Origin of the sequence: Pseudonocardia terrae (assembly GCF_021343995.1) — a bacterium.
Lineage (GTDB): Bacteria > Actinomycetota > Actinomycetes > Mycobacteriales > Pseudonocardiaceae > Pseudonocardia > Pseudonocardia terrae.
This window is the reverse complement of the sequence record NZ_JAJTTE010000008.1, coordinates 133,081-157,873: the sequence shown is the minus strand read 5'-3', so window position 1 is coordinate 157,873 and position 24,793 is coordinate 133,081. Positions and strand designations below refer to the sequence as shown.

General features: G+C 74.0%; 24 protein-coding genes, 1 pseudogene and 2 riboswitches. Of the genes and pseudogenes, 18 read left to right on the top strand and 7 right to left on the bottom strand.

All coding sequences use genetic code 11. From position 1 onward, the window contains the following. The first annotated feature begins 123 nt into the window (after nt 1-123). Entirely contained in the window at nt 124-1,437 is a 1,314-nt protein-coding gene (locus LWC33_RS07915) for an alpha/beta hydrolase (RefSeq protein ID WP_233303574.1), read from the top strand. Between the two features lie 10 nt (nt 1,438-1,447). Here LWC33_RS07915 and LWC33_RS07910 read toward each other — a convergent pair whose 3' ends face one another. Both LWC33_RS07910 and LWC33_RS07905 read right to left on the bottom strand, forming a co-directional pair. Continuing rightward, entirely contained in the window at nt 1,448-3,901 is a 2,454-nt protein-coding gene (locus LWC33_RS07910) for a bifunctional lysylphosphatidylglycerol flippase/synthetase MprF (RefSeq protein WP_233303573.1), read from the bottom strand. A gap of 271 nt (nt 3,902-4,172) precedes the next feature. Next, nucleotides 4,173-4,946 carry a phosphatase PAP2 family protein gene (locus LWC33_RS07905; RefSeq protein WP_233303572.1) on the bottom strand — a complete coding sequence of 258 codons (774 nt, stop codon included), beginning with the start codon at nt 4,944-4,946 and terminating at the stop codon, nt 4,173-4,175. A gap of 79 nt (nt 4,947-5,025) precedes the next feature. Between LWC33_RS07905 and LWC33_RS07900 the strand changes: the two genes are divergently transcribed. After that, on the top strand, nt 5,026-5,463 hold the full coding sequence (locus tag LWC33_RS07900; protein ID WP_233303571.1) for a BlaI/MecI/CopY family transcriptional regulator: 438 nt from the start codon (nt 5,026-5,028) through the stop codon (nt 5,461-5,463). 27 nt (nt 5,464-5,490) lie between these two features. Next, nucleotides 5,491-6,456, top strand: coding sequence for a M48 family metalloprotease (locus LWC33_RS07895; RefSeq protein ID WP_233303570.1), 966 nt, complete (start codon nt 5,491-5,493; stop codon nt 6,454-6,456). Between the two features lie 81 nt (nt 6,457-6,537). Here LWC33_RS07895 and LWC33_RS07890 read toward each other — a convergent pair whose 3' ends face one another. Further along, entirely contained in the window at nt 6,538-6,741 is a 204-nt protein-coding gene (locus LWC33_RS07890; RefSeq protein WP_233303569.1) for a cold-shock protein, read from the bottom strand. Nucleotides 6,742-7,024: 283 nt separating this feature from the next. Between LWC33_RS07890 and LWC33_RS07885 the strand changes: the two genes are divergently transcribed. The 5 genes from LWC33_RS07885 to LWC33_RS07865 all read left to right on the top strand — a co-directional run bounded on the left by LWC33_RS07885 (nt 7,025) and on the right by LWC33_RS07865 (nt 10,194). Continuing rightward, a complete protein-coding gene (locus tag LWC33_RS07885) occupies nt 7,025-7,225 on the top strand; it encodes a cold-shock protein (RefSeq protein WP_233303568.1) in 201 nt (66 codons plus the stop codon). Nucleotides 7,226-7,312: 87 nt separating this feature from the next. After that, nucleotides 7,313-7,996: a class I SAM-dependent methyltransferase gene (locus LWC33_RS07880; protein WP_233303567.1), complete on the top strand. Its 684-nt coding sequence runs from the start codon at nt 7,313-7,315 to the stop codon at nt 7,994-7,996. A 61-nt stretch (nt 7,997-8,057) separates the two neighbouring features. Beyond that, complete coding sequence (locus LWC33_RS07875) at nt 8,058-8,465, top strand: STAS domain-containing protein (protein WP_233303566.1); 408 nt, start codon at nt 8,058-8,060, stop codon at nt 8,463-8,465. Between the two features lie 262 nt (nt 8,466-8,727). Beyond that, nucleotides 8,728-9,123, top strand: a complete 396-nt coding sequence (locus LWC33_RS07870) for an STAS domain-containing protein (RefSeq protein WP_233303565.1) — start codon at nt 8,728-8,730, stop codon at nt 9,121-9,123. A gap of 747 nt (nt 9,124-9,870) precedes the next feature. Then, a complete protein-coding gene (locus tag LWC33_RS07865; protein ID WP_233303564.1) occupies nt 9,871-10,194 on the top strand; it encodes a hypothetical protein in 324 nt (107 codons plus the stop codon). A gap of 32 nt (nt 10,195-10,226) precedes the next feature. Here LWC33_RS07865 and LWC33_RS07860 read toward each other — a convergent pair whose 3' ends face one another. Beyond that, entirely contained in the window at nt 10,227-11,324 is a 1,098-nt protein-coding gene (locus LWC33_RS07860) for an LLM class flavin-dependent oxidoreductase (RefSeq protein ID WP_233303563.1), read from the bottom strand. A 309-nt stretch (nt 11,325-11,633) separates the two neighbouring features. Further along, a riboswitch (SAM riboswitch) is annotated at nt 11,634-11,726 on the top strand. Nucleotides 11,727-11,798: 72 nt separating this feature from the next. On the opposite strand from LWC33_RS07860, the gene LWC33_RS07855 reads away from it, so the two are divergent. From LWC33_RS07855 to LWC33_RS07820, 8 genes and pseudogenes are all read left to right on the top strand, one after another. After that, on the top strand, nt 11,799-12,620 hold the full coding sequence (locus LWC33_RS07855; RefSeq protein ID WP_308190921.1) for an LLM class flavin-dependent oxidoreductase: 822 nt from the start codon (nt 11,799-11,801) through the stop codon (nt 12,618-12,620). A gap of 128 nt (nt 12,621-12,748) precedes the next feature. Next, nucleotides 12,749-12,840, top strand: a riboswitch (SAM riboswitch). Nucleotides 12,841-13,152: 312 nt separating this feature from the next. Beyond that, entirely contained in the window at nt 13,153-13,647 is a 495-nt protein-coding gene (locus LWC33_RS07850) for a GNAT family N-acetyltransferase (protein ID WP_233303562.1), read from the top strand. Next, nucleotides 13,640-14,593, top strand: a complete 954-nt coding sequence (locus tag LWC33_RS07845; protein WP_233303561.1) for an amino acid ABC transporter permease — start codon at nt 13,640-13,642, stop codon at nt 14,591-14,593. Before LWC33_RS07850 ends, LWC33_RS07845 begins: the two co-directional genes overlap by 8 nt. Before the next feature lie 11 nt (nt 14,594-14,604). After that, nucleotides 14,605-15,360: an amino acid ABC transporter ATP-binding protein gene (locus tag LWC33_RS07840; RefSeq protein ID WP_233303589.1), complete on the top strand. Its 756-nt coding sequence runs from the start codon at nt 14,605-14,607 to the stop codon at nt 15,358-15,360. A 32-nt stretch (nt 15,361-15,392) separates the two neighbouring features. Next, entirely contained in the window at nt 15,393-16,382 is a 990-nt protein-coding gene (locus LWC33_RS07835) for an ABC transporter substrate-binding protein (RefSeq protein WP_233303560.1), read from the top strand. A gap of 17 nt (nt 16,383-16,399) precedes the next feature. Further along, nucleotides 16,400-17,485 carry an LLM class oxidoreductase gene (locus LWC33_RS07830; RefSeq protein ID WP_233303559.1) on the top strand — a complete coding sequence of 362 codons (1,086 nt, stop codon included), beginning with the start codon at nt 16,400-16,402 and terminating at the stop codon, nt 17,483-17,485. Then, nucleotides 17,482-18,846: an NtaA/DmoA family FMN-dependent monooxygenase gene (locus LWC33_RS07825; protein ID WP_233303558.1), complete on the top strand. Its 1,365-nt coding sequence runs from the start codon at nt 17,482-17,484 to the stop codon at nt 18,844-18,846. The genes LWC33_RS07830 and LWC33_RS07825 overlap by 4 nt, the downstream gene beginning before the upstream one ends. A 91-nt stretch (nt 18,847-18,937) precedes the next feature. Next, nucleotides 18,938-19,156 (top strand): annotated as a pseudogene (locus tag LWC33_RS07820) (alkanesulfonate monooxygenase); the annotation flags it as partial. Between the two features lie 170 nt (nt 19,157-19,326). On the opposite strand, the gene LWC33_RS07815 reads toward LWC33_RS07820, so the two are convergent. The 3 genes from LWC33_RS07815 to LWC33_RS07805 all read right to left on the bottom strand — a co-directional run bounded on the left by LWC33_RS07815 (nt 19,327) and on the right by LWC33_RS07805 (nt 23,282). After that, nucleotides 19,327-20,367, bottom strand: a complete 1,041-nt coding sequence (locus tag LWC33_RS07815; RefSeq protein WP_233303557.1) for a collagen-like domain-containing protein — start codon at nt 20,365-20,367, stop codon at nt 19,327-19,329. Between the two features lie 473 nt (nt 20,368-20,840). Further along, a complete protein-coding gene (locus LWC33_RS07810; RefSeq protein ID WP_233303556.1) occupies nt 20,841-22,799 on the bottom strand; it encodes a potassium transporter Kup in 1,959 nt (652 codons plus the stop codon). A gap of 153 nt (nt 22,800-22,952) precedes the next feature. Next, nucleotides 22,953-23,282, bottom strand: coding sequence for a hypothetical protein (locus LWC33_RS07805; RefSeq protein ID WP_233303555.1), 330 nt, complete (start codon nt 23,280-23,282; stop codon nt 22,953-22,955). Between the two features lie 151 nt (nt 23,283-23,433). Between LWC33_RS07805 and LWC33_RS07800 the strand changes: the two genes are divergently transcribed. Then, nucleotides 23,434-24,012 (top strand): dihydrofolate reductase family protein, encoded by a 579-nt coding sequence (locus tag LWC33_RS07800; RefSeq protein ID WP_233303554.1) that lies wholly within the window; start codon nt 23,434-23,436, stop codon nt 24,010-24,012. 199 nt (nt 24,013-24,211) lie between these two features. Beyond that, nucleotides 24,212-24,682: a hypothetical protein gene (locus LWC33_RS07795; protein WP_233303553.1), complete on the top strand. Its 471-nt coding sequence runs from the start codon at nt 24,212-24,214 to the stop codon at nt 24,680-24,682. The last annotated feature ends 111 nt before the right edge of the window (nt 24,683-24,793 follow it).

The window sequence follows — 24,793 nt, the reverse complement described above, 5'->3', positions numbered from 1 at the left end:
GGATGGACGGGTGTCGTCAGCTTCCGGCGCCGCCACGCGCGTCGTCCGTGATCGCCTGCGCCCCCCGCGGCCGGGTGCCGGTGCCTCCTCGTCCGCTCGCACCGGGACGACCCGGTAGCGCCGATGGGTCTGTCCGGGCTGATGGACGCCCCGCTGATCGCGGGGCCGTTGCCGACGACCGTCACCGTGCTCGGTGCGGTGGCGGGGGTGGTGCTGCTGGTCGGCCGCACGCGGCGTTGGTGGCTGCGGTCCGTGCCGGTCGCCGCGGTGGTGGGCGCGGTGGTGGTGGGGCTCGTCCTGCTGGTCATGGCGGTGCTCCGGCCGTTCCCCGATCCGCTGCCGCCGCGCGTCCTGATCTGGATCGGGGTGGTCGTCGCGGCGTTCGCGTTGGCGGCGTACAAGCTCCGGCGCGGGTGGTGGCGGGCAGGCGTGGCCGTGGTGGCCGCGCTCCTGGTGCTGCTGACGGGAGCGATCAAGATCAACGCGGTCTACGGCTACCGGCCGACGCTGAACGCCGCCCTCGGCCTGCCCTTCAGCAACCAGGTGGACCTGGCCGACGTGGCGGCCGCGCCGCTGCTGGACGCGCCGCCGGCCGGCCCCCTGGCGTCGGCCTGGTCGCCCCCGGCCGACATGCCGCGCCGCGGCAGGATCAGCGAGGTGACGGTGCCCGGCACCGTCTCGGGCTTCGCCGCCCGGCCCGCCTGGGTGTACCTGCCCCCGGCCTACCTGACGTCGCCACGCCCGCGGCTCCCCGTGCTGGAGCTGATCGCCGGGCAGCCGGGCGGACCCGAGGACTGGCTGCTGGCCGGGAGGCTGTCCGAGGTGATGGACTCGTTCGCCGCGGCGCACCAGGGGCTCGCCCCGGTCGTGGTCGTCCCCGACGCCACCGGGTCCGACCTCGCCAACACGCTCTGCCTGGACTCCCGGCTCGGGAACGCCGAGACCTACCTCGCCCGGGACGTCCCCGACTGGGCCGCGGCCACCCTGCAGACCGCACCCGGGCCGATGGCCGTCGGCGGGTTCTCGTTCGGCGGGACGTGTGCGCTGCAGCTGGCCCTGCGCCACCCGGACACGTTCCCGACCTTCCTCGACGTGTCCGGCCAGGCCGAACCCACCCTCGGCGACCGCGCCTCGACGGTCGCCGCGGCCTTCGGTGGCGACGACGGCGCGTTCGACCGGGTCGCCCCGATGTCCGAGCTGCGCCGGCGGGCCTACCCGGACCTGCACGGCACGCTGGTCGTCGGGCGCGACGACGACACCTACCGTCCGCAGGCCGAACGGGTCGCCGCCGCTGCCCGTGCCGCGGGGGCCACGATCGCGCTCGTCGAGCTCCCGGCCGGACACAGCTGGAGCCTGGCCTCCCAGGCGCTCGGTGCGGCCCTGCCGTGGCTCGCCGGGCGCCTCGGCGTCCTCGCCCCGGCGCCGCCGCCCTCCTGACGCCCGCCGGTCAGCGGCCGAGCAGGGCGCGGGCGAGGGCGGCCGCCTGGGTGGGCCGCAGGTCCGGCAGGTAGGCGCGGCCGATGGCGTTGCCGATCGCGGGGAGCGCGGCGGCGTCGGGATAGGCGAGGTGGAGCGGTCGGTACTCCGGCTGGAACTTGGCCTTGAACGCCAGGAGCGAGCGGAACCCGTAGACCGGCTCGAGCCGCTGACCGATCGCGTCGAGGAGCTTCTGCAGGCCCGCGATGGGCTCGCCGCGGTCCAGGCGGGCGAGCGGGGCGCCGGACAGCGAGACGAACTCGGCGCCCTCCTCCCGCAGGCCGGTCGCGGCCGAGGCGATCAGGAACTCCATGACCCCGCGGAAGGCCCGGTCGTCGGAGCGGCGGCGCATGAAGTCGAGGGTCCACCCGACGATCTCGCCGTCGCGCCGGACCGGGAGCCAGCTCGTCACGCCGTGCACCGAACGGTCGGCGTCGACCGCCACGAGCAGCCGCACCTCGTCGTCGGCGAGCTCGTCGAGGCCGCCGAGGGTGAAGCCCATCTCCGGCAGGCCCTTGTCCGCCACCCACTCCTCGCTGATCGCCCGGATCTGGTCGGTGATCGCGACGGGTGCGGCGCGGAAGGTCGTCCACTCCGCCACGATCCCCGCCTTCGCGGCCCGGTTCAGCGCGGTGCGCACGTCCTGCCACTTCCGGCCGGTGAAGGTGAGCTCCGGCAGGGGCAGCAGGGTCTCCTCCGCGACCTGCACCGTGCTCCAGCCGAGGGCCCGCGCGGCGGAGACGACCTCGGCGCCGACGCTGTAGAAGCAGGGCGTCCAGCCCTGCTCCCGGCAGTGCGCGGCGAACCCGGCGACGGCCGCGGGCACCGACTCCGGGTGTCCGACGGGACCCCCGGTCGTCACCGCCACCCCGCCGATCACGCGATGCGCGACGGCCGCGGTGCCGTCGGGAGCGAACCAGTAGGCGTGGCCCGGCCAGGTGGCCATGTACTGCAGCGATCCGCCCGCCCCCTCCCCGAGGAGGGCGTGCACCCGGGCGAGATCGGACTCGGCGACGTCCGGGCGGCTGCGCAGGAACGTCCGCAGGGCCGCGGCCGCCAGCACGAGCCACACCACGGGACCGATCCACTCGTACAGCAGGGTGGCGCCGTCGTCGGCGGGCAGGAACCCCGGCCCGACCCCGACGAGGTAACCGGGCGGGACCAGCCGCAAGGGCAGGTCGCTCAGCAGGTCGCCGACACCGGGAACGGGGTCGAAGTCGTCCCGCAGCATCAGGCCGAGGGCCACGTAGGCGGCGGCCGCGACGACGAGCGCGCCGACGGTGGCGCGCAGGAGCGCCCGGTACGTGCCGTGCGGCGCCCGGACGTCGAACCGGGCGCGGGTCAGCAGCAGGACGACGACGACCAGCAGCGGCTGGACCAGCGGGAGCAGGATCGCGATCCAGGCCCGCGGGTGCACCCCGACGCCGAGGACGATCCGTTGCTGGGCGTGGTTGGTCATCAGCACCACGGCGAGCGCGGCGAGCCCCAGGTTCAGCCCGACGGCCAGGCCCCAGGCCGCGCGACGCCCGCGGCGGAGCCCCTCGGCCGCGACGAGCAGCAGCACCACCGGCATGACGGACAGCAGGGCCGGGCCGACCCCGGAGAACCGCAGCCGGGCCTGCAGCTCCGCGCACTCCCGGACGTCCCGCGGGTCGAGGGCCGCCGCGCAGATCTGCTTGACCGTGGCGGCGTCGGGCGCGGGCGCGGCGAAGACGAACCGCAGGACCGACAGCGGTCCCACCCGGGACTGGGCCCAGGCCGCGATCAGCGGGCCGAGCGCCGACGCCGCGACGACCAGCGCCACCAGGATCCGTCGCTCCGCCCGGGACGGCCGGGACACGACCGGCACCTCGGCGCCGTGGATCCGGCCGTACAGCAGCGCCCCCACCGCGAGCCCGAGCAGGCCGGTGCACAACCGCAGCAGATCGCCGATCAGCCCCGAGTAGAGCACCAGCATCAGCAGCGCGATGACCAGCACCAGGCGCAGCCGGCGGCGCCACAGCGCGGCCAGGCAGGCGCTCGCGGCGAGGGTGACCCCGACGACCGCGGTGCCCGGTCCGACGGCCACGGAGACGGCCAGCTGATCGGCCCACCGCCCGTCGGCGTACCGGCCGAGCAGCCACACCCAGAGCAGGCCCACCGCCGAGCCCGCGACCTGGACGAGGAGGGCCAGCCCGGCGGCCCGCAGGCTCCCGAGGCGGCGTTCGGCCACCGGCAGCAGGGCCACGATCATCAGCGTCGACAGCACGTACGAGTCCAGCCCACGGCACCACAGCGCCGAGGTCGCCAGACCCCACCAGGCCCCCGAGCGAATCGGGTCGAGTCCCGCCCCGATCGTCGACGCCAGCGCGGGCGAGGGGCCGTGCAGGAGGCTGCCGGTGACGGCCCCGAGCACCCAGATCGTCACGACGAGCAGCACGGTCACCGGGGCACGCCGGGTCAGGCGCAGGGCCCGGGCCCACCGGCCCGGCGGCCGGGATGCCGTCCCGACGTCGGAAAGGTGTGGCTCCACCGCCGCCGTCGGTGTCGTGATGCGTTCCTCCTCTCGAGGAGCCGGCGTTCCCACGTGTGGACCTCCGACCCGGAGACGACCTTCAGCCGGCGGCGCGTCCGGCTCTGGGGACGACCGCACATCAGCAGCCTGCCCGGTGGTCGGCCGCGCGGCGCGCCCGGGGTGGCGTCGTGCGGTTTCCGCTCTATGTCCGGTCGTCACCGCCCGGGTCGGAACCGGCCACGGTCGAGCGGTCGGGCCGGTTCGTCACCGGTGGTCCGCCGGGGTTGCGCCCGTCCCCGGTCGTCGCAGCGGTCGTCGGGAGGAACAGCGGCCGGACCGGGGTGCGGACCACCATGCCCAGCACCGCGACCAGCAGCACCCGCGTGACGAGGTACCCGACCAGGGCGACCGCCGCGCCGAGCACCAGTCCGGCGACGACGTCGCCAGGCCAGTGCACGCCCACGTACACCCGGCTGAAGGCCATCAGCAGGGCGGCCACCAGGCCCGCCCACCGCAGCCATCCCGCGCGGACCCCGGCCCGCGCCGAGAGCCACAGCCCGGCGACCGTCGCCCCGGCCATCACCGCGTGGTCGGAGGGGAAGGCGTAGTCCGTGGATCTGGCCACCAGCACCGTCGTCTGCGGCAGCATCGTGAAGGGGCGGGGTTCGTGGACGGCGGCGACGAAGGCCTGGTTCACACCGACCGCGACGAGGACACCGACGGGCGCCCAGCATGCGGCCGCCACCTGTTCCACACCGCCGGTCCGTCGCGCGTAGGAGAAGTTGACGACCAGGAACGCGGCGAAGACGACCACCCCGTAGGTGGCGAACCCGGCCACCACCGGGTGCAGCCGACCGGTCTGCGCGGCCCATGCGGCGACCTGCTCGAACGCCGACACGTTCAGGGGTCCGGGTAGGCCGAAGGCTCCCGCCGGGACCGGATCGGCCGTCGCTGCCGCCCCGCTCACGATGTCCACGTCACCACCGCTCTCCGCATCGCTCGCAGCATCTCTCCTACGAGACTGTAGGAGGTAACTCCTACGCTACTGTAGTTCTGTGGCGGAGGGCGGGTCGGGCAGTGGCTCCGGGCGGGACGAGCGCGGTCTGCGCCGGCCGGCCGGTGAGCTGGAGAACGAGGTGCTGGCCGTGCTGTGGGCCGCGGACACCGCGCTGATCCCCGCTCAGGTCCACCAGGCCCTCGGCCCCGGGCTGGCCTACAACACCGTGCACACGATCCTCAGCCGGCTGCACGCCAAGGGGGCCGTCGAGCGCGAGCGGGTCGGTCGCGCCCACGCCTACCGCCCGGTCCTCGACCAGAACGGCCTCACCGCGCGGCAGATGCGCACCCTGCTGGACCGCGGGAGCGACCGGACGGCGGTGCTGCGTCGCTTCGTCGCCGAGCTCGGGGGAGAGGACGAGGCCGTGCTCGCCGAGTTGCTGCACCGGGCCGAGGCCCGCAGCCCCGAGGGCGTGAGCCGCCCCGCCGACGCCTGACCCGTCACCGAACCCGGAGCCCCGTCCATGCGACTCGACGTCTACGTCCCGATGCTCGCCGCGCTCCTGCTCGGCGCCGGTGTCGGACCGTTGTCGCGGCTGTGGGTGCCGCACGCCGCGGCGCGCATCCTGGTCGGTGCCGGGGTGATCAGCGCGGGCTGCTGGGTGTGGGCGCTCGGCCTCCTGGGCTGGACGGCGGTCGGCCAGGTCCCGCTGATCGCCCGCTACGGCGGGTGGTCGGTCACCGTGCTGCAGGGCGCCGACCCGGTGTCGCCCGCCGTCGCCTACGCCGCGGTGGGGATGCTGCTCGCGCTGACCGTGCTGCTCGCGGTGTCGGCGGTCCGCCGGACCCGTGCCGTGGTCCGCAGCTGGACGCTCGCCCGTCGCCTCGCCCCCGCCGCGAACGGTGAGCTCATCGTCGTCCCCGACGAGGCCGTCGACGCCTTCGCCCTGCCCGCGTTCCGCCGTCCGGCGGGCCGACGCGCCGTCACCCGGGCCGGCAGTGGGCACATCGTCGTCACCACCGGGATGCTGCAGGCGCTGGGCCCCGACGAGCGGCGGGTGGTCTTCGCCCACGAGCGCGCCCACCTGCACGGCCACGACCACTGGTGGCTGCTGGCCGCACAGCTCGCCGCCGCGGCGAACCCGCTGCTCACCCGGCTCCCCGGCACGGTCGACTACCTCCTGGAGCGCGCTGCCGACGAACACGCCGCCACCGCCGTCCGCGATCGCGGTCTCGCCGCACGCGCCCTGGCCAGGGCGGGCCTCGCCGCGTCACGCGCGCCCGGCCGCCCGTCGCACGGACTCGCCCTCGGCTACGGCGCGACCGCCGTCACCGCCCGGGTCGCGGCGCTGCTCGAGGCGCCGCCCCGCTCCCGGCGGGCCGCCCTCGTCGGCGTCGGCCTCGCGCTGGTGTTCGTCCTCTGCTGCGCGGTCGACGCCGGCCGCGACGTCGAGCACCTCTTCGAGCTCGCGATGTACGCCCGTCACTGACGCTGCGGCCCGGTGGGATCCGGCCCGGAGACGAGGGGAGCCCGCCTCCCCGAGGGGTGACGGGCTCCGGTCCTGCTGGTGTCAGACGGGGCGGACGCCGGTGGCCTGCGGCCCCTTCTTGCCCTGCCCGACCTCGAACTCCACCCGCTGGCCCTCGTCGAGGCTGCGGTAGCCGCTGGCGTCGATCTCCGAGTAGTGGACGAAGACGTCTGCGCCGCCGCCGTCCTGCTCGATGAAGCCGAAGCCCTTCTCGGCGTTGAACCACTTCACGGTGCCCTGTGGCATCTGACTGCTCCTCGCAGGTCCTGGGCCGTCCGCAGGGTGCGGGGCCCGGCCGACGCCGATGGGTGCGTCCCGCCCGTCACGGTGAGGACGGGGCCGCGGCCCATCGCTTCCGTTTCCGCGAGCGTGCAGGACACGGACCTCGAAAACCGAACGACCGCGGGCACCCTACTGCGTCATGCGCCCGGCGGGACAGGACGCGTAGGGTCGGACCCTCAGCAGTTGTCGAGGCGCGTCGCCCGGGTCGCCCGATGAGTCGTCACCACCGGGGCGCAGGGAGCCGGCCATGGCGACCGGGACCGTCCAGTGGTTCGACCCCCGGCAGGGGAGCGGCCTCATCGTGCTCGACGACGGCAGGGAGGTCACCGTGCGCCGCGCCCAGATCGACGGCGGGGGGAGCCAGAGCCTGCGCGCGAGCGACCGCGTGGAGTTCGACCTGCACGAGTCGGAGTCCGGGCTCGCGGTGTCCGGCGTCTTCCGACTCTGACCGATCCGCGCCGTGCGGCGCGGTACGAGCGGCACCGGCGGTGCCGTACCCGAACGCGGGTCGCCCCGCGAGAGATCTGAGGCTTGCATGCCCTCCGCCACCAGCGGATTCACCCTGTACGGCGACGCCCCCGGAGCCGGTGTGCCGTCCGGTCTGCTCGGGGTCGGCAACAGCACGCTCGACCTCCCGACCGGGCGGATCGAGCTCGTCCACCCCCGGGACGCGCTCGACCAGATCTACCAGCAGAACTTCGGCTGGGGTGGGACGGAGCCACCCTACTGGGCGCAGCCGTGGCCGAGCGGGATCGAGCTCGCGGGCGCCGTGGCGCGCGCAGACGTCGGCGGTGCGCGTGTGCTCGAGCTGGGGTGCGGGCTGGCCCTGCCGAGCCTCGCCGCGGCGCAGTGCGGGGCCAGGGTCCTGGCCACCGACCGCGTGCCCGACGCCTTGGCGTTCGCGGCGCACAACGCCCGCCGCAACGGGGTCCGGCTCGACGTGGCGCAGTGCGACTGGTCGGATCCCTGGGCGGCGATCGCGGGTGCTCCGTGGGACCTCGTGCTGGCCGCCGACGTGCTGTACCTCCACGACCGGCTCGACGCCCTCGGCGCGCTGCTGCCCCGGCTCGTCTGCGGCGCGGGCGAGGTGTGGCTGGCCGACCAGGGACGTCCGCCCGCCCGTGACTTCCTCGCCGCCTGCGAGAGCTGGGCGACCGTCGACACGACCGGCACCGCCGATCCCGAGGTGAGCGTGCACCGGCTCCGTCGCCGGAAGTGAACGCACCGTTTGGTGGCGGTCGATATCGGGGATGTCCTGTGCCAGTGGGGAGGCGAACAGGGTGTCGACGCACGCGAACGATCTCGACTGCTCGTTCCGCCGGTACGGGGATGCGATGGTCCTCGCCCTCAGCGGGCCGGTCGACTATGCGACGGTCCGGCGCGTGGGCGCGGCCGTCGAGCGAGCGTTCACCGATCCGGCGTCCGGCACGGTGATCCTCGACCTGAGCGAGGTCGACTTCCTCGGCTCGGCCGGGATCGGCATCCTCGTCGAGGTCGCCGAGGCGCAGCGCCGCGACGGCGTGCCGACGCTGCGGATCGTCGTGGACGGGACCCGCCCGGTCATCCGGCCGATCCAGCTGACCGGGCTGGACACCGTGTTGGCTCTCTATCGATCGCCCGAGGACGCTCTGCGCGACGTCGAGCGGTGGAGGGGATCCGCCTCCGCCTCGTCCGGGACGTCGACATGATCCCTGCCGCGACACGACCGGGCGGCGCACAGGTCCTGGTCTGAGCGGGCGAGCAGATCGGACGAGGGGCCGGCTCCGAACGCACCATCTCGTCGGTGCCCCGGACGGAGAAGCTCCTCGAGGTTTGCATTCGCGGCCCGGTCCTGGTGCAGTGGCGACCACGACGCGTCGAACGCTCCCCGTTCCTCGTCGTTCTCGGTCACGCAGTCGGCCGTGCAGCTCCGCGACTCTCGCGGGGTCCGTCGACCTGGAGGACCGTGACGTGGACGATCTTGCGCCAGAGCGCGTCGGCAGGTGCGCGTCGCGCTCCTTCGCCGGCGAGTTCTCGCGGTACGGCCTGGCCGCTGTGCGCGCGGTGTGCCCCGCGCCGGGCCTGGAGCTGCTGATGGTGTCCGGGGAGCTCGACCTGACCAACTCGGCCGAGGTCGGGGCGTGGGTGGAGGCGCACGGCGCGGAACGGGTGGTGGTGGATCTCAGCGAGGTGGGGTTCGCCGCGGCGCGGGCGGTCGGGCGGCTCGACGAGGCTCGAAGGGCGCTGCAGCGGCGCGGCTGTGCAGTGCGGTTCGTGGTCTCGCACAACCCGCCCCTGGGACGCGTACTGCGGCTGGTCGGGTCGTCGCTCGACCTCTACGACAGCGTGGCCCTCGCCTGCCGGTGACTCGGCGGGCTCTCGCGGAAACACCTGGAGGAGGTGGTGAGACCGTTCCTCGCTGTCCGTCACGGCAGGTGTGCAGCCCCTCGCCGTCCGGGACGGGGAAGGCCGAGGTGATCCCGCAGCGTCGTCCCGGTGTAGCCCTCCCGGAACAGGCCCCGCGCCCGCAGGATCGAGACGACCTGCTCGGTGAACGTCTCCAGGGCGCTCCGCGAGAGGAGAGACAGCCTGCGCTGCAGGTGAGCGTGAGGTCGATGGCGGGTCAAGCCGAGCCCCCGATGGGGGGTGCTCTCAGTCGGCCTCCCAGGCGTTGGGAGACAAGGACTTTGTCCGGACAGCGACGGCGGTACGGCGACCGGTCCGGATCTCCCGGCCGGTCTCCGCCGCCGAGTGCACGGCGCGTCGGCAACGCCTTGACAGCCGGTGGGGCGGTCGGTTTGTCTGATCGAAGTCCTCCGTCGGCGTCCGGCAACCGTCCGGGTGCGACGCACGGGGGCGTGAAGGGGAGCGTCGTGCGCACCGGGCGTCGGATCGACGGGCCGCGGGACGTGCCCCTGGGCGCCGCGGTGTGGTCCCGCGGTCGCCACGTGGACTTCTGCCGGACCGAGGCCGCGCTCTGTCGCTGAACCGGTGACGACCGTCCGCCGCTGACGCCCCTCCCGCCGACGGGGCGCGGCGCTGTCGGTCGTCGCACGTGTCGTGGTCCACCCGGGCCTCCGCGCGCCCACCCGGCCTCATCCCTCGGAGACAGTCATGCCCTTCACCACCCCGAACTCCGCCCCGCGCACGTCCGTGGCGGGCCCCGACTCCTCGTCCACAGCGGATCGGACGGCTCTCGAGCAGCGCCGTGCCGATATCGGGACCCGGCTGCTCGAGGGGCTGGACGCGCTGGTGCGCCGGCACCGCGCCCTGCTCAGCGTCGGCTCCGGAACCCTGCACGCCGAGCTGATCACGGCGGAGGTCGCCCACGAGCTGGCCGTGGCGCGCTCCGCGCTCCGCCGGACCCCGCAGCCGCCGTCGACGCCGGAGCCGCGGCGCGTCCGACCGTTCGACAGCGGCGTTCCGGTGGCTCGCTGAAGGTCCGAAGGTCTCGACCGACCGGTCGGACCTCAGGCCGGTGCCAGGCCCCGGGCGCGGCCCGGGTCCTGCGGTCCCCACAGCGTGGTCGAAACCTCGCGGCGGACCAGGGGCACGACCTCCTCGGCGAAGCGGCTCAGCACCTCCTGCTGCTGCGGGTAGGGCAGGACGGGGTTGATCGAGACCGACTGGACGTCGTGCCGGTAGGACTTGTGGTAGTCGAGGATCTTCGCGGCGACCCGTTCCGGCGTCCCCACCAGGGCGGGACCGTGCGCGACGGCCTCCTCGATCGTGGTGAAGGACATGGTCTTGCCCTTGCGGGGGTCGCCGGCGTGCGCCGCGGCGAGCTTGGCCGCCTGCGCCTCGTAGATCGGCCGGTACTCCGCGATCGCCTGCTCGTCGGTGTCGGCCAGGAACAGTCCGCCGGATCCCGACCCGACGTAGCCGACCGCCGGATCGTGCCCGTGCGCCTCGAGCTGCTCGCGGTACCGGTCGATGAGCACCAGGTAGTTCTCCCGCGGTTGCAGGGCGTTGGCGCTGAAGATCGGGTCGCCCCAGCGCGCGGCGAGGTCGACGGCGGCGGTGGAGGTGGCCGACCCGTGCCAGATCCGGAAGGGCCCGTCGAAGGGCCGCGGGTAGGTCGTCACGTCGTCGAGGTCGTGGTGGTGCACCCCGGTCCAGGACACGTGGTCCTCGCGCAGGAGGCGGCGCAGCAGCTCGTGGTTCTCGGTGAGGTACTCGTACTGCTTCGCCAGGTCGAGTCCGAACAACGGGAAGTGCTTGTCCTCGTTGCCCTTGCCGATCACGATCTCCAGCCGGCCGCCCGAGAGCTGGTCGACCGTCGCGTAGTCCTCGGCCACCCGGACGGGGTCGAGCAGCGACAGCACGGTCACCCCCGTGCTGAGCAGGATCCGCTCCGTGGCCTGGGCCAGCGCCCCGAGCAGGACGGTCGGGGCGGAGGAGACGAACTCACCGGCGTGCCGCTCGCCGACGGCGTAGGAGTCGAAGCCGAGCCGCTCGGCGAGCACGGCGTTCTCCACCACCCGCTCCAACCGCTCGTGCACGGAGATGATCTCCCCGGTCACCGGGTGCGGGGCGTGGGGGACGATGTCGAGGACCTGGAAGCGCATGCGGAAGCTCCTGAAGGCGACGGCCGGAGAGGTGTCGGGCCGCGGTCGTGGCGGCTCTCGTCCTCGCATCCGGGGCGAAGCCTCACAGTAACCACGTTCGGGTGGCGTTGGGGAGCCTCGCAGACGCCGTCCCGGAGTTGTCCGGTCCTCTATGACGGGCTGCCTGGCCGTGTTTCGCCTGATGGGCGCCCTGGCTGCGTTGTCCGGACAAGGAGCGCCGGGTTTCGGCGGCGGGCATCACAGAAGTCACCCAGAGTATTGACGTACGGGCGGTGTTGATCCCTACAGTGGATCCGGCCCCGCGGGGTCACCCCATCCAGAGCGGCCGAGAGACCTGGCTCGACGACGCCGCAGCAACCCCCCGTCGACGGGTGCGGGTGCTCATGCCGGGAGCGATGGAGGAGCGCACGACATGGTTGCACCGACCCCTCACGTACCGCTGTCCGTCCTGGACCTGGCCCCGATCGCGGCCGGATCGATCTCGGCCTGGGCCGGTCGGGCGGTCCGCGCACCCACGAGGAGCCGCCCGAGCCGCCGGAGGAGCGCGTCGTCGACGGCGTGCTGATCCCGCGGCGGTACTTGATCGGCGGGCTGCTGCGGACGCCGCGGTTCCGGGCGCAGCTGGAGTTGCTGCGCCAACCCGGCGCATCGACACCGGCGTACGAGCGGATCGTCGACGACGTCCTCGACCTGCTCGCCGGCAGCTACCGCTCGTCGGAGGGCGTCGAGGTGCACGCGGTGCCGGGCGAGGGCGCCGGCGTCGAGCCGTGGGTGCTGGGCAGCAGTGGCGGCGACAGTGCCGTGGTGGCGGGGGAGCGCGGGCTGCCGTTCGCGGCGAACTACCACGTCAGCCCGGGCACGGTGCTCGAGGCGGTGGCCGCGTACCGCGAAGCGTTCCGGCCGTCGCAGCGCCTGGCCGCCCCCTACGTCATGGTGTCGGCCGACGTCGTCGTGGCCGAGGACGACGCCGGCGCGCGGGAGCTGGCCACGGGCTACGAACCGTGGGTGCACAGCATCCGCACGGGAGCCGGAGCCATCCCGTTCCCCGATCCGGCCGCGGCGGCCGCGTACCCGCTGTCCGACGAGGACCGGGCGCTCGTGGCCGACCGCGTGCGGACGCAGTTCGTCGGCGCACCCGGGACGGTCGCCGAGCGCCTCGAGGCCCTGCAGCGCGTCACGGGTGCCGACGAGCTGCTGGTCACCACGATCACCCACCGGCACGCCGACCGGGTCGTCTCCCAGGCCCTGCTGGCGCAGGAGTGGGCGGCGCGGGCCCGGACCCGTCTTGCCTCCTGAACCTGGCCCACCGATCGCCTCCCCGCAGATGTCCGGACTTTTCCGCAGGTCAGGACGGGTGTGGCGCCGACGACACTTGCACGTTCATGCTCTTGACAACCGGATCGGGTGACGGGTTGAGTGCGAGATGTCCATCCAGAGCGGCCGAGAGACCCGGCTCGACGACGCCGCAGCAACCCGCGCCCACGGCGCAGGGTGCTACCGCCGGGACCGATGGGAGCGGTATGTCGAGCCGAGTGCTCCGGGTGCCCGCGCGCCGGCAGCTGCGCTGCTGGTGGACGCGTCGCCGGCACGTCGACCTCTGCCGTACGCACACCGCGCTCTGTCGCTGACCAGGCGTTCGTCCGCCGGGCGGCCCCGTCGCTGACCGGCTCCACCGCCGGCCGGCCCTGCCGCTGACCGGCCGCTGCCCACGGTCCCGCGAGATGCGGGTCGTCCGTCCACTGTGCTCGGGTGTGCCGTCGTGTCCACCGCTCCGGGGGTCCCACATGTCCACCTGTCCGCACCGTCACGTCCGCGCCGGAGGCGTGCGGTGACCGTTCCCCTGGAGATCCGACGGGTCGACTACACCGATCCGCTGGTCCTGCCGATGCTCGCCGAGCTCGACCACGAGTACTGGACGCGCTACCGGCACACGCTCGGCGACCTCGCCGAGGAGACGCGTCGCGAGCGCGCCCGGTTCGCGCCGCCGGACGGCGGGCTGATCCTGCTGCTCGAGGAGGGCGCCCCGGTCGCGGGTGGTGCCTTCCGCCGGTGGGACGCCGACACCGCCGAGCTCAAGCGGATCTGGACGGACTCGGCGCGCCGCCGCCGCGGCCTCGCCCGGCGGGTCCTGGCGGAGCTCGAGGCCGAGATCTCCGTGCGCGGCTACCGCCGGATCCACCTGACCACCGGCCCTCGCCAGCCCGAGGCGCAGCAGCTGTATCTGGCCACCGGCTACACCCCGCTCTACGACCGCTCCCTCGATCCCGAGGAGATCGGTCCCCACCCGTTCGAGAAGCACCTGACCGGAGACCGCCATGAGTGAGCTCGTCACCGCGCACGCCCCGCCCGTCCGCCACGAGGGCCCGGACGACGACGCCGACCTCACGGTCGTCCAGGCGCGCCACCCGTGGCGGTGGGTGGCAACGGCCGTCGTGGCGGTGCTGGTCGCGATGGCGCTGCACGCCCTGGTGACCAACGCGGCGTGGGACTGGGCGACGGTCGGGCAGTACCTGTTCGCGCCGTCGATCATCCGGGCGGTGCTGCTGACCCTGCAGCTCACGGTGCTGGGGATCGTCGTGGGGTTCGTGCTCGGGACGGTCCTCGCGATCATGCGGCTGTCGCCCAACCCCTTGCTGCGGTCGGTCAGCTGGACCTACATCTGGATCTTCCGGTCCGTGCCCCTGATCCTGCAGCTGCTGTTCTGGTACAACCTCGCGCTGCTCTACAAGTCGATCTCGTTCGGCGTCCCCTTCGGGCCGGCGTTGTTCGAGATCGGCACGATGGACCTCGTCGGACCCGTCACCGCGGCGGTGCTCGGTCTCGCCCTGCACCAGGCCGCCTACGCCGCGGAGGTCGTGCGCTCCGGGTTCCTCGGCATCGACCAGGGCCAGCTCGAGGCCGCCGCCGCACTGGGCATCCCGCGCTGGCGCCGCGTCCGCCGCATCCAGCTCCCGCAGGCGATGCGCACGATCGTCCCGACGGCGGCGAACGAGCTGATCGGCCTGGTCAAGGGCACGTCGGTGGTCTACATCATGGCGCTGTCCGAGCTCTTCTACCAGGTGCAGGTGATCTACACCCGGACCGGCCGGGTGATCCCGATGCTGCTGGTCGCCGCGGTCTGGTACCTGGTGCTGACCACCGTGCTGTCCATCGGGCAGTTCTACGTGGAGCGGCACTACGCGAAGGGCGCGCTGCGCGTCCTGCCACCCACGCCGCTGCAGCGGCTGCGGGCCACGTTCGCCAGGTTCCGCCGGGAGGTGGCCGCGTGAGCAGCACACCGATGGTCGACCTGCGCGGCGTGCACAAGTGCTTCGCCGGGATCGAGGTGCTGCGCGGCGTCGACCTCACGGTCCGGCCTGGCGAGGTGACCGTGGTGCTGGGGCCGTCCGGCTCCGGCAAGTCCACGCTCCTCCGCACCATCAACCACCTGGAGAAGGTCGACCGCGGCCTCGTCCGGGTCGACGGCGAGCTGATCGGCTACCGGCGCTCCGGCCGCAAGCTCCACGAGCTTCCCGAGCGGCAGGTCCTGCGCCAGCGCAGCCACATCGGCTTCGTCTTCCAGAACTTCAACCTGTTCCCGCACCTCACCGTGCTCGACAACGTCGCGGAGGCGCCGATCTCCGCGCAGGGCCGGGACCGGGCCACGGTGCTCGGCGAGGCGCGCGAGCTGCTGGACCGCGTCGGGCTCGCCGACAAGCTGGACGAGTACCCGCGCCGGCTCTCCGGCGGCCAGCAGCAACGGGTCGCGATCGCCCGCGCGCTCGCCCTGCGCCCCAAGCTCCTGCTCTTCGACGAGCCCACCTCGGCGCTCGATCCCGAGCTGGTCGGCGAGGTCCTCGACGTCATGCGCGACCTCGCCCGCAGCGGCACCACCATGGTCGTGGTCACCCACGAGATCGGCTTCGCCCGCGAGGCCGCCGACACCGTGGTGTTCCTCGACGAGGGCCGTGTCGTCGAGCAGGGGCCGCCCGCCCAGGTCCTCGACGACCCCCGCGAACCCCGCACCCGCGCCTTCCTCGGCGCCGTCCTGCGCTGACCCCGGCGCGCCCACCCCACCGAAGGAGACCCATGTCCCGCATCCCCCGGCCGCTGCGCCACCTGCGGTTCGCCGTCGCCCTCCTCGTCCCGGTGCTGGTGGCCGTGGCCTGCTCCGGGCCGGACCCCGACCATGCCGCCGCGCCGCCGTCGGCCACCGGCGCGGCCGTCAACACCAGCCCCGACCAGAACCGGGTGCGGGCGGACGAGGTCGACGCCATCGCGGCGAAGGTCCCCCAGGCGATCCGTGACCGCGGCACCCTCGTCGTGGGCACCACCGGCAGCGGCAACCCGCCGCTCTCCTTCCGGGCCGACGACGACCGCACCGTCATCGGCGTCGAGCCCGACCTGGCCCAGCTCGTCGCCGACACCCTCGGGCTGAGGCTCGACCTGCAGCCGACCTCCTGGGAGAACCTCTTCCTCGCCGTCGAGTCCGGGCAGTACGACGCCGGCTTCTCGAACATCACGGTGACCGAGGAGCGCAAGGACAAGTACGACTTCGCCACCTACCGGGTGGACACGGTGTCGTTCGAGGCGGCGAACGCCGGGAAGGTGCAGCGCATCGAGAAGCCGGCCGACATCTCCGGGCTGACCATCGGCGTGGGCTCGGGCACGAACCAGGAGCAGATCCTGGTCGACTGGAACGCGCAGAACGAGAAGGCGGGGCTCGCGCCCGCGACGATCCAGTACTACCAGAACGTCGGCGACTACTACCTCGCCCTCGATTCCGGCCGCCTCGACGCCTACTTCGGGCCGAACCCCGGCGTCGCGTACCACGTCGCCACCGGCGGCAAGACGAAGATCGTCGGCTCGGTCAACGGCGGGGGTGGCGGCGTGCAGGCCGACATCGCGGCGATGACCAAGAAGGACGACGGGCTGGTCACGGCGCTGAACGAGGCCCTGAACTCGGTGATCGCGAACGGGAAGTACACCGAGGTCCTCGGTCGCTGGAACCTGAAGAACGAAGCGCTGCAGACCTCCGCCGTCAACCCGCCCGGCCTGCCGCGCAAGGCCGCGTCCTGACCCCCGAGGAGCCACTGATGAGCCGCCCCCTGTACCTCGCCGTCGAGCTCGACGGCGAGGGCGCCCATCCGGCCGCGTGGCGCCGGGCGTCGCACGCACCCGCCGCCCTGCTCACACCCGAGCGCGTCCGCGCGCTCGCCCAGGTCGCCGAGAACGCCGGCGTCACCCTCGCGACCTTCGACGACTCACTGCTCCCGCCCGGCGGGGTGGGGCCGGTCGGGCGGATCGGCGCGGTCGAGCGGGCCGCCTTCGCGGCGGTGCACACCAGCGTGCTCGGCCTCGCGCCCGTCGTGTCCACGACCTACTCCGAGCCGTTCCACGTCTCGTCGCAGCTCGCGTCGCTCGACTTCGCCGCCGCCGGCCGGGCCGCCTGGCTGGTCGCCGCGACCGACGACCCGGCGGCCGCTCGTGCCCTGGGGCGGCCGGTCGTGGAGGGCGGGGCGGCGCTGCGGCGCGAGGCCCGTGACGCGGTGCGGGTGGCCCGGGACCTGTGGGACTCCTGGGAGGACGACGCCGCCGTCCGCGACGTCGACACCGGCCGCTACCTGGACCGGGACAAGCTGCACTACATCGACTTCGTCGGCGAGACGTACTCGGTCAAGGGCCCGGCGATCGTGCCGCGGCCGCCGCAGGGGCAGCTGGTGGTGCTGGCGCCGGCGGGGCTGCTGCCCGAGGGACTGGCCGACGTCGAGCTCGTGGAGGGCCGGTCCGTCGCCGAGCTCGCCGGCGCGGGCGCGGGGCTGCGGTTCGCCGAGCTGGAGATCGCCCTCGACACCCCCGCCCACACCGCCGCGGAGCGGCTGGCCGACCTCAACCGGCACGCGCCGTGGCCGGGTGGTCCCCGGCTGCGGTACACCGGTCCGCCGGCCGGGCTGGTCGCGCTCGTGGAGGAGCTCGCCGGGGTCGTGGACGGCGTTCGGCTGCGGCCCGCGGTCCTCGACGAGGACCTGCCGGAGCTGTCCGCCCGGGTGCTCCCGGCACTGTTCCGGTCCGGTACCGCCGCCCGTCCGCGGCCGGGGGCCTCGCTGCGCAGCACCCTCGGGCTGTCCCGGCCCGCCAGCCGGTTCGCCCGGCACCTGACGTCCGTGGAGGGCACCGCATGAGCAGCACCGACTACCCGCGTCCGGAGGCCCAGCTGCACCTGGGCGTGTTCTTCCAGGGCGTCAACCACTGGACGATCTGGTCGCTGCCGGAGAGCGGCTCGCAGATCGACTTCTCGTCGTTCCGCCGCATGATCACGACGGCCGAGCGCGGGCTGTTCGACGCGTTCTTCCTCGGCGAAGGACTGCGACTGCGCGAGTCGGGCGGGAAGATCCACGATCTCGACGTCGCCGGGCGGCCGGACGCGATCACGCAGCTGGCCGCGCTGGCCGGCGTCACCGAGCGGATCGGGCTGGTCGCCACGCAGAACACCACCTACAACGAGCCGGCCGACCTCGCCCGGCGGCTCTCCGGCCTGGACCTGCTGTCCCAGGGCCGGGCCGGCTGGAACGTGGTGACCACCGACAACGCCTGGACCGGCGAGAACTTCCGGCGCGGCGGCTACCTCGACCACGCCGACCGGTACGTCCGCGCCGAGCAGTTCCTCACCGTCGCCCGCCAGATCTGGGACTCCTGGGACGCCGACGCGGTAGCCACCGGCGCCGATGCCGAGGAGTGGGCCGATCCCAAGGGCATCGCGACCGTCGGGGCCCGGACGAGCCAGTTCGACGTCGAGATCACCCCGACCCTGCCCCGCAGCCCGCAGGGCCACCCGGTGATCTTCCAGGCGGGCGACTCGGCCGAGGGCCGCGACTTCGCCGCTCGCAACGCCGACGTCATCTTCTCCGCGCACGGCAGCGACTTCGCCGACGCGCTGGCCTTCGCCACCGACATCCGCGCCCGGCTCCGCGCCGCGGGCCGGCCCGAGGACGCGCTCCGCATCCTGCCCGGCACGGAGATCATCCTCGGCGACACCGAGGAGGAGGCCGCCGAGAAGGCCCACCGGCTCCGGCTGCACCAGGTCACCCCCGCGACCGCGCTGGCGATCGCCGGGCAGGTGTGGGGCTTCGACCTGTCCGGCCGGGACGCCGACGGGCCCCTGCCCGCCGAGGACCCGGTCGTCGTCGAGCCGACGGGGGAGATGGGCAGCCGGCGGTGGAAGGACCCGCGCGAGATCGTGCGGACCTGGCGCGAGACCGCGGAGGCGCGCGGGCTCAGCCTGCGCGAGACGGTGATCGCGCTCGGGCCGCAGCGCGGGCACGTCGGCACGCCGGGCGGGCTCGCCGAGAAGTTCGCGCACTTCGTCCGGGCCGGCGCGGTCGACGGGTTCAACGTCTCGCCGTACCTCACCCCGGACGGACTCGACGACATCGTCGAGCGCCTGGTGCCCGAGCTGCAGGAACGCGGCGTCTACCGGGAGCGCTACACCGGCACCACGCTGCGCGAGCACCTCGGCCTCCCGCGCCCCGAGGGTCCCCGGTGAGCTGAAGGGCCCCGAATGCCCCCGGTCACCCTGCACTGGTTCCTCCCCACCAACGGCGACGGTCGCCGGCTCGTCGGCGGCGGGCACCGCCAAGAGCCTGGAGATCGCGCCGAATCTGTGGGCGGGCGTGGGTCTGGTCCGCGGCGGGGCCGGGACCGCGCTGGTCGAGAGCCACACGGAGGTCGCCGACCGGATCACCGAGTACCACGAGGCCGGCATCGACGAGTTCGTCCTCTCCGGCTACCCGCACCTCGAGGAGGCGTGGTGGATGGGGGAGGGCGTGATGCCCGTCCTGCAGCGCCGCGGGCTGTGGGAGCCGCCGACAACCGGCGGCACGGTTTCCGACGGTCCCCGGACCGCACCCTTCGGCTCGCTCGGTCGTCGCCGAGCCGGAGGAAGGCGCCGGACCCGTGACGCCCGGGCCTCGTCCCCGTGGCCCCGCCCCGGCGGAGCGGGACGGGGCCACCGGTGCCTACCGCGTCAGCGCGCGATGGAGTGCACGTTGCTCGGCTCGGCTGCCGGGTCGTGGTTCGCCGCGCCGTCGGTGTCGACGATCGCGCGCAGGATCAGGCCGCCCTGCAGCTTCACGATCCGGGAGGTCAGCGTCGTCAGGTAGCGGGCGCCCTCGCGGGGATCGAGCACGGTCCGCGGGCTGATGTCCAGGGCGGCTCGCTTGACCTTCGCCACGAGCTCGGCCGGACCGGGCTGGTAGAGCCAGGCCGGTCCGGACGGGCCCTGCGGGCCCTGGACCCCGGGCAACCCGGCCGGGCCGGGCGGCCCCTGCTCGCCCTGCGGGCCCTGGGGTCCGCGGACCCCCGGTGCACCCTTCTCGCCGCGCTCGCCCTGGGGGCCCTGCAGCCCCCGCGGTCCCGTCTCGCCGGTCTCCCCGATCACACCTCGAGGGCCGGGGGCGCCGGGCAGGCCCTGCTCGCCCCGGGGCCCCTGCTCTCCCTGCTCGCCCTGCTCTCCCTGCTCGCCGGGCTGTCCGGCGGGCCCGGCCGGGCCCTGCTCGCCCTGCGGTCCCGTCTCACCGCGTTCGCCGGGCAGGCCGGTGGGGCCGGCCGGGCCCTGCTCGCCCTGCGGTCCGCGCGGGCCCGTCTCACCGCGTTCACCGGGTAGGCCGGTGGGGCCGGCCGGGCCCTGCTCGCCCTGCGGTCCGCGCGGGCCCGCCTCGCCCTGTTCACCGGGCAGGCCGGTGGAGCCGGGGATGCCCTGCTCGCCCTGCGGACCGGTCGGGCCCTCCGGCCCCTGCTCCCCACGCGGCCCGATAGGCCCCTGGAGACCCGTCTCGCCGCGTTCGCCCACGGGACCCACGGGCCCGGCCGGACCCTTCGGGCCCCGGTCGCCCGCCTCGCCGGGCGGGCCGGCCGGGCCTTGGGGGCCCTTGTCCCCGCGCTCGCCGATCGGCCCGGCGGGGCCCGTCGAGCCCTTCGGCCGGCGGTCGCCCTGCTCGCGAGCGCCGCGACGCGGGCCCGTGGCGCCGCGGTCGGCCTCGGCGACGGGGACCCCGACCGGCGTCACCGCAGGCTCGCTGGTGGCGGCGCTCACCGGCACCGCGGTCGTGGGCCGGGTGGCCACCGGCTGCGTGCGGTTCGTCTTCGCCGGCGTCGACCTCGTGGTCGTCGGCTCCTCCTGAGGCATGCTTCGTTCCCCTCTCGACTGCGGTGGAAGTGCGGGTGGTCGCGCTGTTGTGCCCCCCGCGCGGTCCCGGGTCGCACCGGCTCGCTCGACGGACCGGCCGGTCATCGTTCAGTGGTCCGGGCCTCCCGGGTGAGGTCGGACGGCTCCGGTGCTACCCCGGCGATTCGGCGCCCACACCTCCGTGGTGGACGGCCCGCCCGACGGTCAGGGCACTGCCCCCACAACGGCCGCACCTCGACGTCTCCGTCCGGCCGCCGCCGGTGCGCGGAACGACGGACGGCGGGCACCCCCTACCGACCCCAATGACGAAGGCCGGCGTGCCGTGCCCCACACCCCGCCCCGCCGCGACCGGCTCACAGCTCGACGCGTGAGCCCATCACGACGGTGCGTTCCACGGGCAGCTTGAAGGAGACGGCCGGGGTGGCGGCGTTGTGGGCGAGCCCGATGAACAGGCGCTTGCGCCAGACGTGCATCCCCGGCTGGCTGCCGCGTTCCAGTGACATCCGGGACAGGAAGTAGGAGGCCTCCGCGGGGTCGACGTCGAGCTCGTCGGCGCGGCCGTGGGCGTAGCGCAGCACGGCCGGGATGTCCTGCTCGTCCTGGAACCCGAACCGGGCGGCGACGTGGACGATGCCGTCGTCGGCCGGCCCCAGCTGATCGACGGTCACCCGCTCGGCCATGTCGATGTGCGGGACGTTCTCCGCGACCACGGACACGATCACGACCCGCTCGTGCAGGACGTGGTTGAACTCGACGTTGGCCCGCAGCGCCAGCGGGGCCGTCTCGCTGGTCGGGTGCGGGAAGACCGCCACGCCGGGCACCCGTGGGATCCGCTCGACACGCATGCGCTCCACGAACTCCGCCAGCGGCCCCTCCCGCTCGACGCGACGGCCGGTGACGATCAGGCGGCCGCGCTGCCAGGTCGTCATCACGGTGACGACGAGGACCGCCACGAGCAGCGGCAGCCATCCGCCGTGGGTGACCTTGGTCAGGTTCGCCGCGAAGAACAGCAGCTCCAGGCCACCGAACACGACGGCCACGAGCACCAGGCGCCACCGCGGCCAGTGCCAGGCCGTGGCGGCGTAGAACAGCAGCAGGGTCGTCGTGAGCAGCAGGGTGCCGGTCACCGCGAGGCCGTAGGCGGTGGCGAGCCGCGCGGAGGACCCGAACAGCAGGATCAGGACGAGGACCCCGCCGAACAGCAGCCAGTTCACCGCGGGCACGTAGATCTGCCCGCTCTCCCGCTCGGAGGTGTGCCGGACGGTCAGCGCCGGCAGGTACCCGAGCCGGACCGCCTGGCGCGACACCGAGAACGCGCCGGAGATCACGGCCTGCGAGGCGATCACGGTGGCGACCGTGGCCAGGACGACCAGCGGCAGCCGTGCCCAGGCCGGTGCGAGCAGGTAGAAGGGGTTGTCGATCGCCCGCGGGTCGTTCAGGATCAGCGCGGCCTGTCCCAGGTAGTTGAGGATCAGGGCCGGGAAGACCAACGAGAACCAGGCGAGCCGGATCGGGCGGCGGCCGAAGTGGCCCATGTCGGCGTAGAGGGCCTCGGCGCCGGTGATGGCCAGCACGACGGCGCCCATCGCGATGAACGCCGTGTACGGGCGGTCGACGATGAAGGCGAGCGCGTAGCTCGGCGAGAGGCCGAGCAGCACCCCGGGGTGCTGTGCGATGTGCGGGACGCCCAGTACCGCCAGCGTCAGGAACCACAGCACCATGACGGGTCCGAACAGCCGCCCCACCCGGTGGGTCCCCCACCGCTGCATCACGAACAGCGCGGCGAGGATCGCGACCCCGATCGGCAGGACCAGCTCGGCCAGCTCCGGGCGGGCCACCTCGAGGCCCTCGACCGCCGAGAGCACCGAGATCGCCGGGGTGATCAGCGAGTCGCCGTAGAACAGCGACGCCCCGAGCACCCCGAGCGCCAGGGCGACCGCCGCCCGCCGGGCGAACGGCGCCGAGACCTTCCGCACGAGCGCGGCGAGCGCCATGATCCCGCCCTCGCCGTCGTTGTCGGCGCGTAGGACCAGCGTGACGTACTTCAGCGTCACGATGATCGTGACCGACCAGAAGATCAGGGAGACCACGCCGTAGACGTCGTCCACCGTCGGCCGCACGGCGTTGTCGTCGATGGAGAAGACCGTCTGCACGGCGTAGAGCGGGCTCGTGCCGATGTCCCCGAACACGATCCCCAACGCACCGAGCACCAGGCCCGCGAGCCCGCCCGAGTGCACAGCCGGGTGCGCCGGTGTCGCGGGCGGACGCGGCGGCTCGGCTGCCGTCGCCGCGGGAGCCTCTGGCTGATCCACCCGCGCAGTGTGCACCCGCGGCGGGTGCCGGGCACTCGTCGGACAGGGTGTGGTCGCGGCCTACGCCGAGGTCGACGCGGCGACGGCATCGGTGTGCCCGGCCCCAGGTGGTCACGTCCCGGCCGTGTCGCCGAACCGTGGAGGGGCCGAGGATCACGCCTCTTCGAGCGCTTCGCCGAAGTCCTTCAGGAACCGCAGGTGCCGCTGACGGGAGAGCAGGTGCCCCGCGCCGATCGCGGCGGCGACGGGCCACTCGAGGATTCCCAGGGCGGCCAGGGTGGCCAGCCCGCCGAACCAGGCCAGCGAGTCGGGGGCGGGCAGCCGAACGGTGCCCAGGCCCGGGATCTCGACGCCGACCGAGTTGTTCTGCACGTTCTTCTCGATCGCGCGCAGCAGCTCGCCGTGGCCGACCCGTACGTGTGTCCCGGCGGCGCTCTCGGTCGCGTGCGGCTCCGCGCCGGCCGGAGTGGTGGTCGTTGACATGGCGGTCCTCCTCGTCGAGGCCGCGGGCGGACCCGGTGGGGTGAGGCCGCTCATCGTGCCTCCGCCGGACGTCCGGGACATCGCCCACCCAGGTGAGTGCACACGACGATCCCGGGCGCGTCACACGACTGCTCGCCGACGATGAGTTCGGGTGCGCCGGGCGGTCCACTTCCCCATGGGCACTCTCAGCTACACGATGAGCATCTCCCTCGACGGCTACATCGAGGACCCGGCCGGCGGTATCGCCTTCTCCGAGCCGGACGAGGAGGTGCACCGCTTCGCCAACCAGCAGACCCGTGAGACGGCGGCATTCCTGTTCGGGCGCGGCCTCTACGAGGTCATGGAGGAGTTCTGGACGTCGCCGGAGCGGGCCGCCGGGCACGAGGTGGAGGCGGAGTTCGCTCAGCTGTACGCCGCGACGCCGCGGATCGTGTTCTCCGACTCGCTGGAGTCGGTCGCGCCCGGATGCCGGCTGGTGCGCCGCGTCGACGCGGTCGAGGAGGTGGTCCGGCTCAAGAAGGAGACCGAGGGCGACCTGTCCGTCGGCGGCGCCGGTCTGGCCGCCTCGCTGCTGGACCTGATCGACGAGTTCCGCCCGAGGGTGGTGCCGGCCTTCGTCGGCGGCGGTAAGCCGTACTTCCCGCTCGGCGCCGACCTGCGGCTGCGGCTGGTCGAGCAGCGCGCCTTCCGCGGCGGCACCGTCTACCTGCGTTACGAGAGGATCAGCTGACGGCGCACGTGTGTGATCGGACGGCACCGAGATCGCGGTCGAGCGGCCGGAGCAGCCCGCGCGTCCCGCTTCGCGTACCCGGTGCGAAATCTGCCGTGTGCAGGGCGAAGGCATCTTCTGTTCATCCGTGGTTTGCGTCACAGTCAGTCGGGGCAGACGCACGGGTCGACGGCAGTGCGCGGTGAGGCGAGGTGACGTCGTGGCGGGTAGGACCAGGCAAGCGGAGAAGAGCGCGGGCGAGGGCATGGCAGAGGTGGCCGCCGCTGCGGACGGCGGTAGCTCCACGGAGACCGAACAAGTACGTCCGGACCAGCCTGCCGAGGGGCGCTTCGAGGGACACCGGTCGGCGACCGTGAACCTCCCGTTCGTGACGGCGCAGTTCCGTGCGCCGGATCTGCACGCGCCGAGGCGCGAGGACTTCGAGGCGGTGGCACGCGGGGCCCGGTCGGTCCTGCCCTCGGGTAAGGCGCTGCTGTTCTTCGGCGGACTCGCGGTGACGGCCGTGGCCGGGGTGATCGAGTGGCCGGTGGCGGCGGCCATCGGGGTCGGGAGCGCGCTCGCGAGCCGGGGCAGGGCGGACGTGACTCCGCGACAGGGGCAGGAGCAGCCGGTGCGGGCGGAGACCGGTGATCCGGCCGAGACCGGTGGCGGCCGGGGCGGAGCGTCCTGACCGAAGCGTCCTGATCCGGTTCGAGGGTCCGGTCGGAGGCACCTCCGGCCGGACGGCGTCCCGGACCCGTACACACGGCCGCCGGCACGCGGGCGGCGCGTTGTCTCTCCG

Bases quoted from the DNA above. Each gene is read 5' to 3' on its own strand.
- LWC33_RS07880 (WP_233303567.1), top strand. From the start codon at position 7,313: ATGCCCTCCGCCACCAGCGGATTCACCCTGTACGGCGACGCCCCCGGA.
- LWC33_RS07860 (WP_233303563.1), bottom strand. From the start codon at position 11,324: ATGCGCTTCCAGGTCCTCGACATCGTCCCCCACGCCCCGCACCCGGTG.
- LWC33_RS07890 (WP_233303569.1), bottom strand. From the start codon at position 6,741: ATGCCACAGGGCACCGTGAAGTGGTTCAACGCCGAGAAGGGCTTCGGC.
- LWC33_RS07825 (WP_233303558.1), top strand. From the start codon at position 17,482: ATGAGCAGCACCGACTACCCGCGTCCGGAGGCCCAGCTGCACCTGGGC.
- LWC33_RS07895 (WP_233303570.1), top strand. From the start codon at position 5,491: ATGCGACTCGACGTCTACGTCCCGATGCTCGCCGCGCTCCTGCTCGGC.
- LWC33_RS07840 (WP_233303589.1), top strand. From the start codon at position 14,605: ATGGTCGACCTGCGCGGCGTGCACAAGTGCTTCGCCGGGATCGAGGTG.
- LWC33_RS07865 (WP_233303564.1), top strand. From the start codon at position 9,871: ATGCCCTTCACCACCCCGAACTCCGCCCCGCGCACGTCCGTGGCGGGC.
- LWC33_RS07845 (WP_233303561.1), top strand. From the start codon at position 13,640: ATGAGTGAGCTCGTCACCGCGCACGCCCCGCCCGTCCGCCACGAGGGC.
- LWC33_RS07830 (WP_233303559.1), top strand. From the start codon at position 16,400: ATGAGCCGCCCCCTGTACCTCGCCGTCGAGCTCGACGGCGAGGGCGCC.
- LWC33_RS07835 (WP_233303560.1), top strand. From the start codon at position 15,393: ATGTCCCGCATCCCCCGGCCGCTGCGCCACCTGCGGTTCGCCGTCGCC.
- LWC33_RS07915 (WP_233303574.1), top strand. From the start codon at position 124: ATGGGTCTGTCCGGGCTGATGGACGCCCCGCTGATCGCGGGGCCGTTG.
- LWC33_RS07805 (WP_233303555.1), bottom strand. From the start codon at position 23,282: ATGTCAACGACCACCACTCCGGCCGGCGCGGAGCCGCACGCGACCGAG.
- LWC33_RS07885 (WP_233303568.1), top strand. From the start codon at position 7,025: ATGGCGACCGGGACCGTCCAGTGGTTCGACCCCCGGCAGGGGAGCGGC.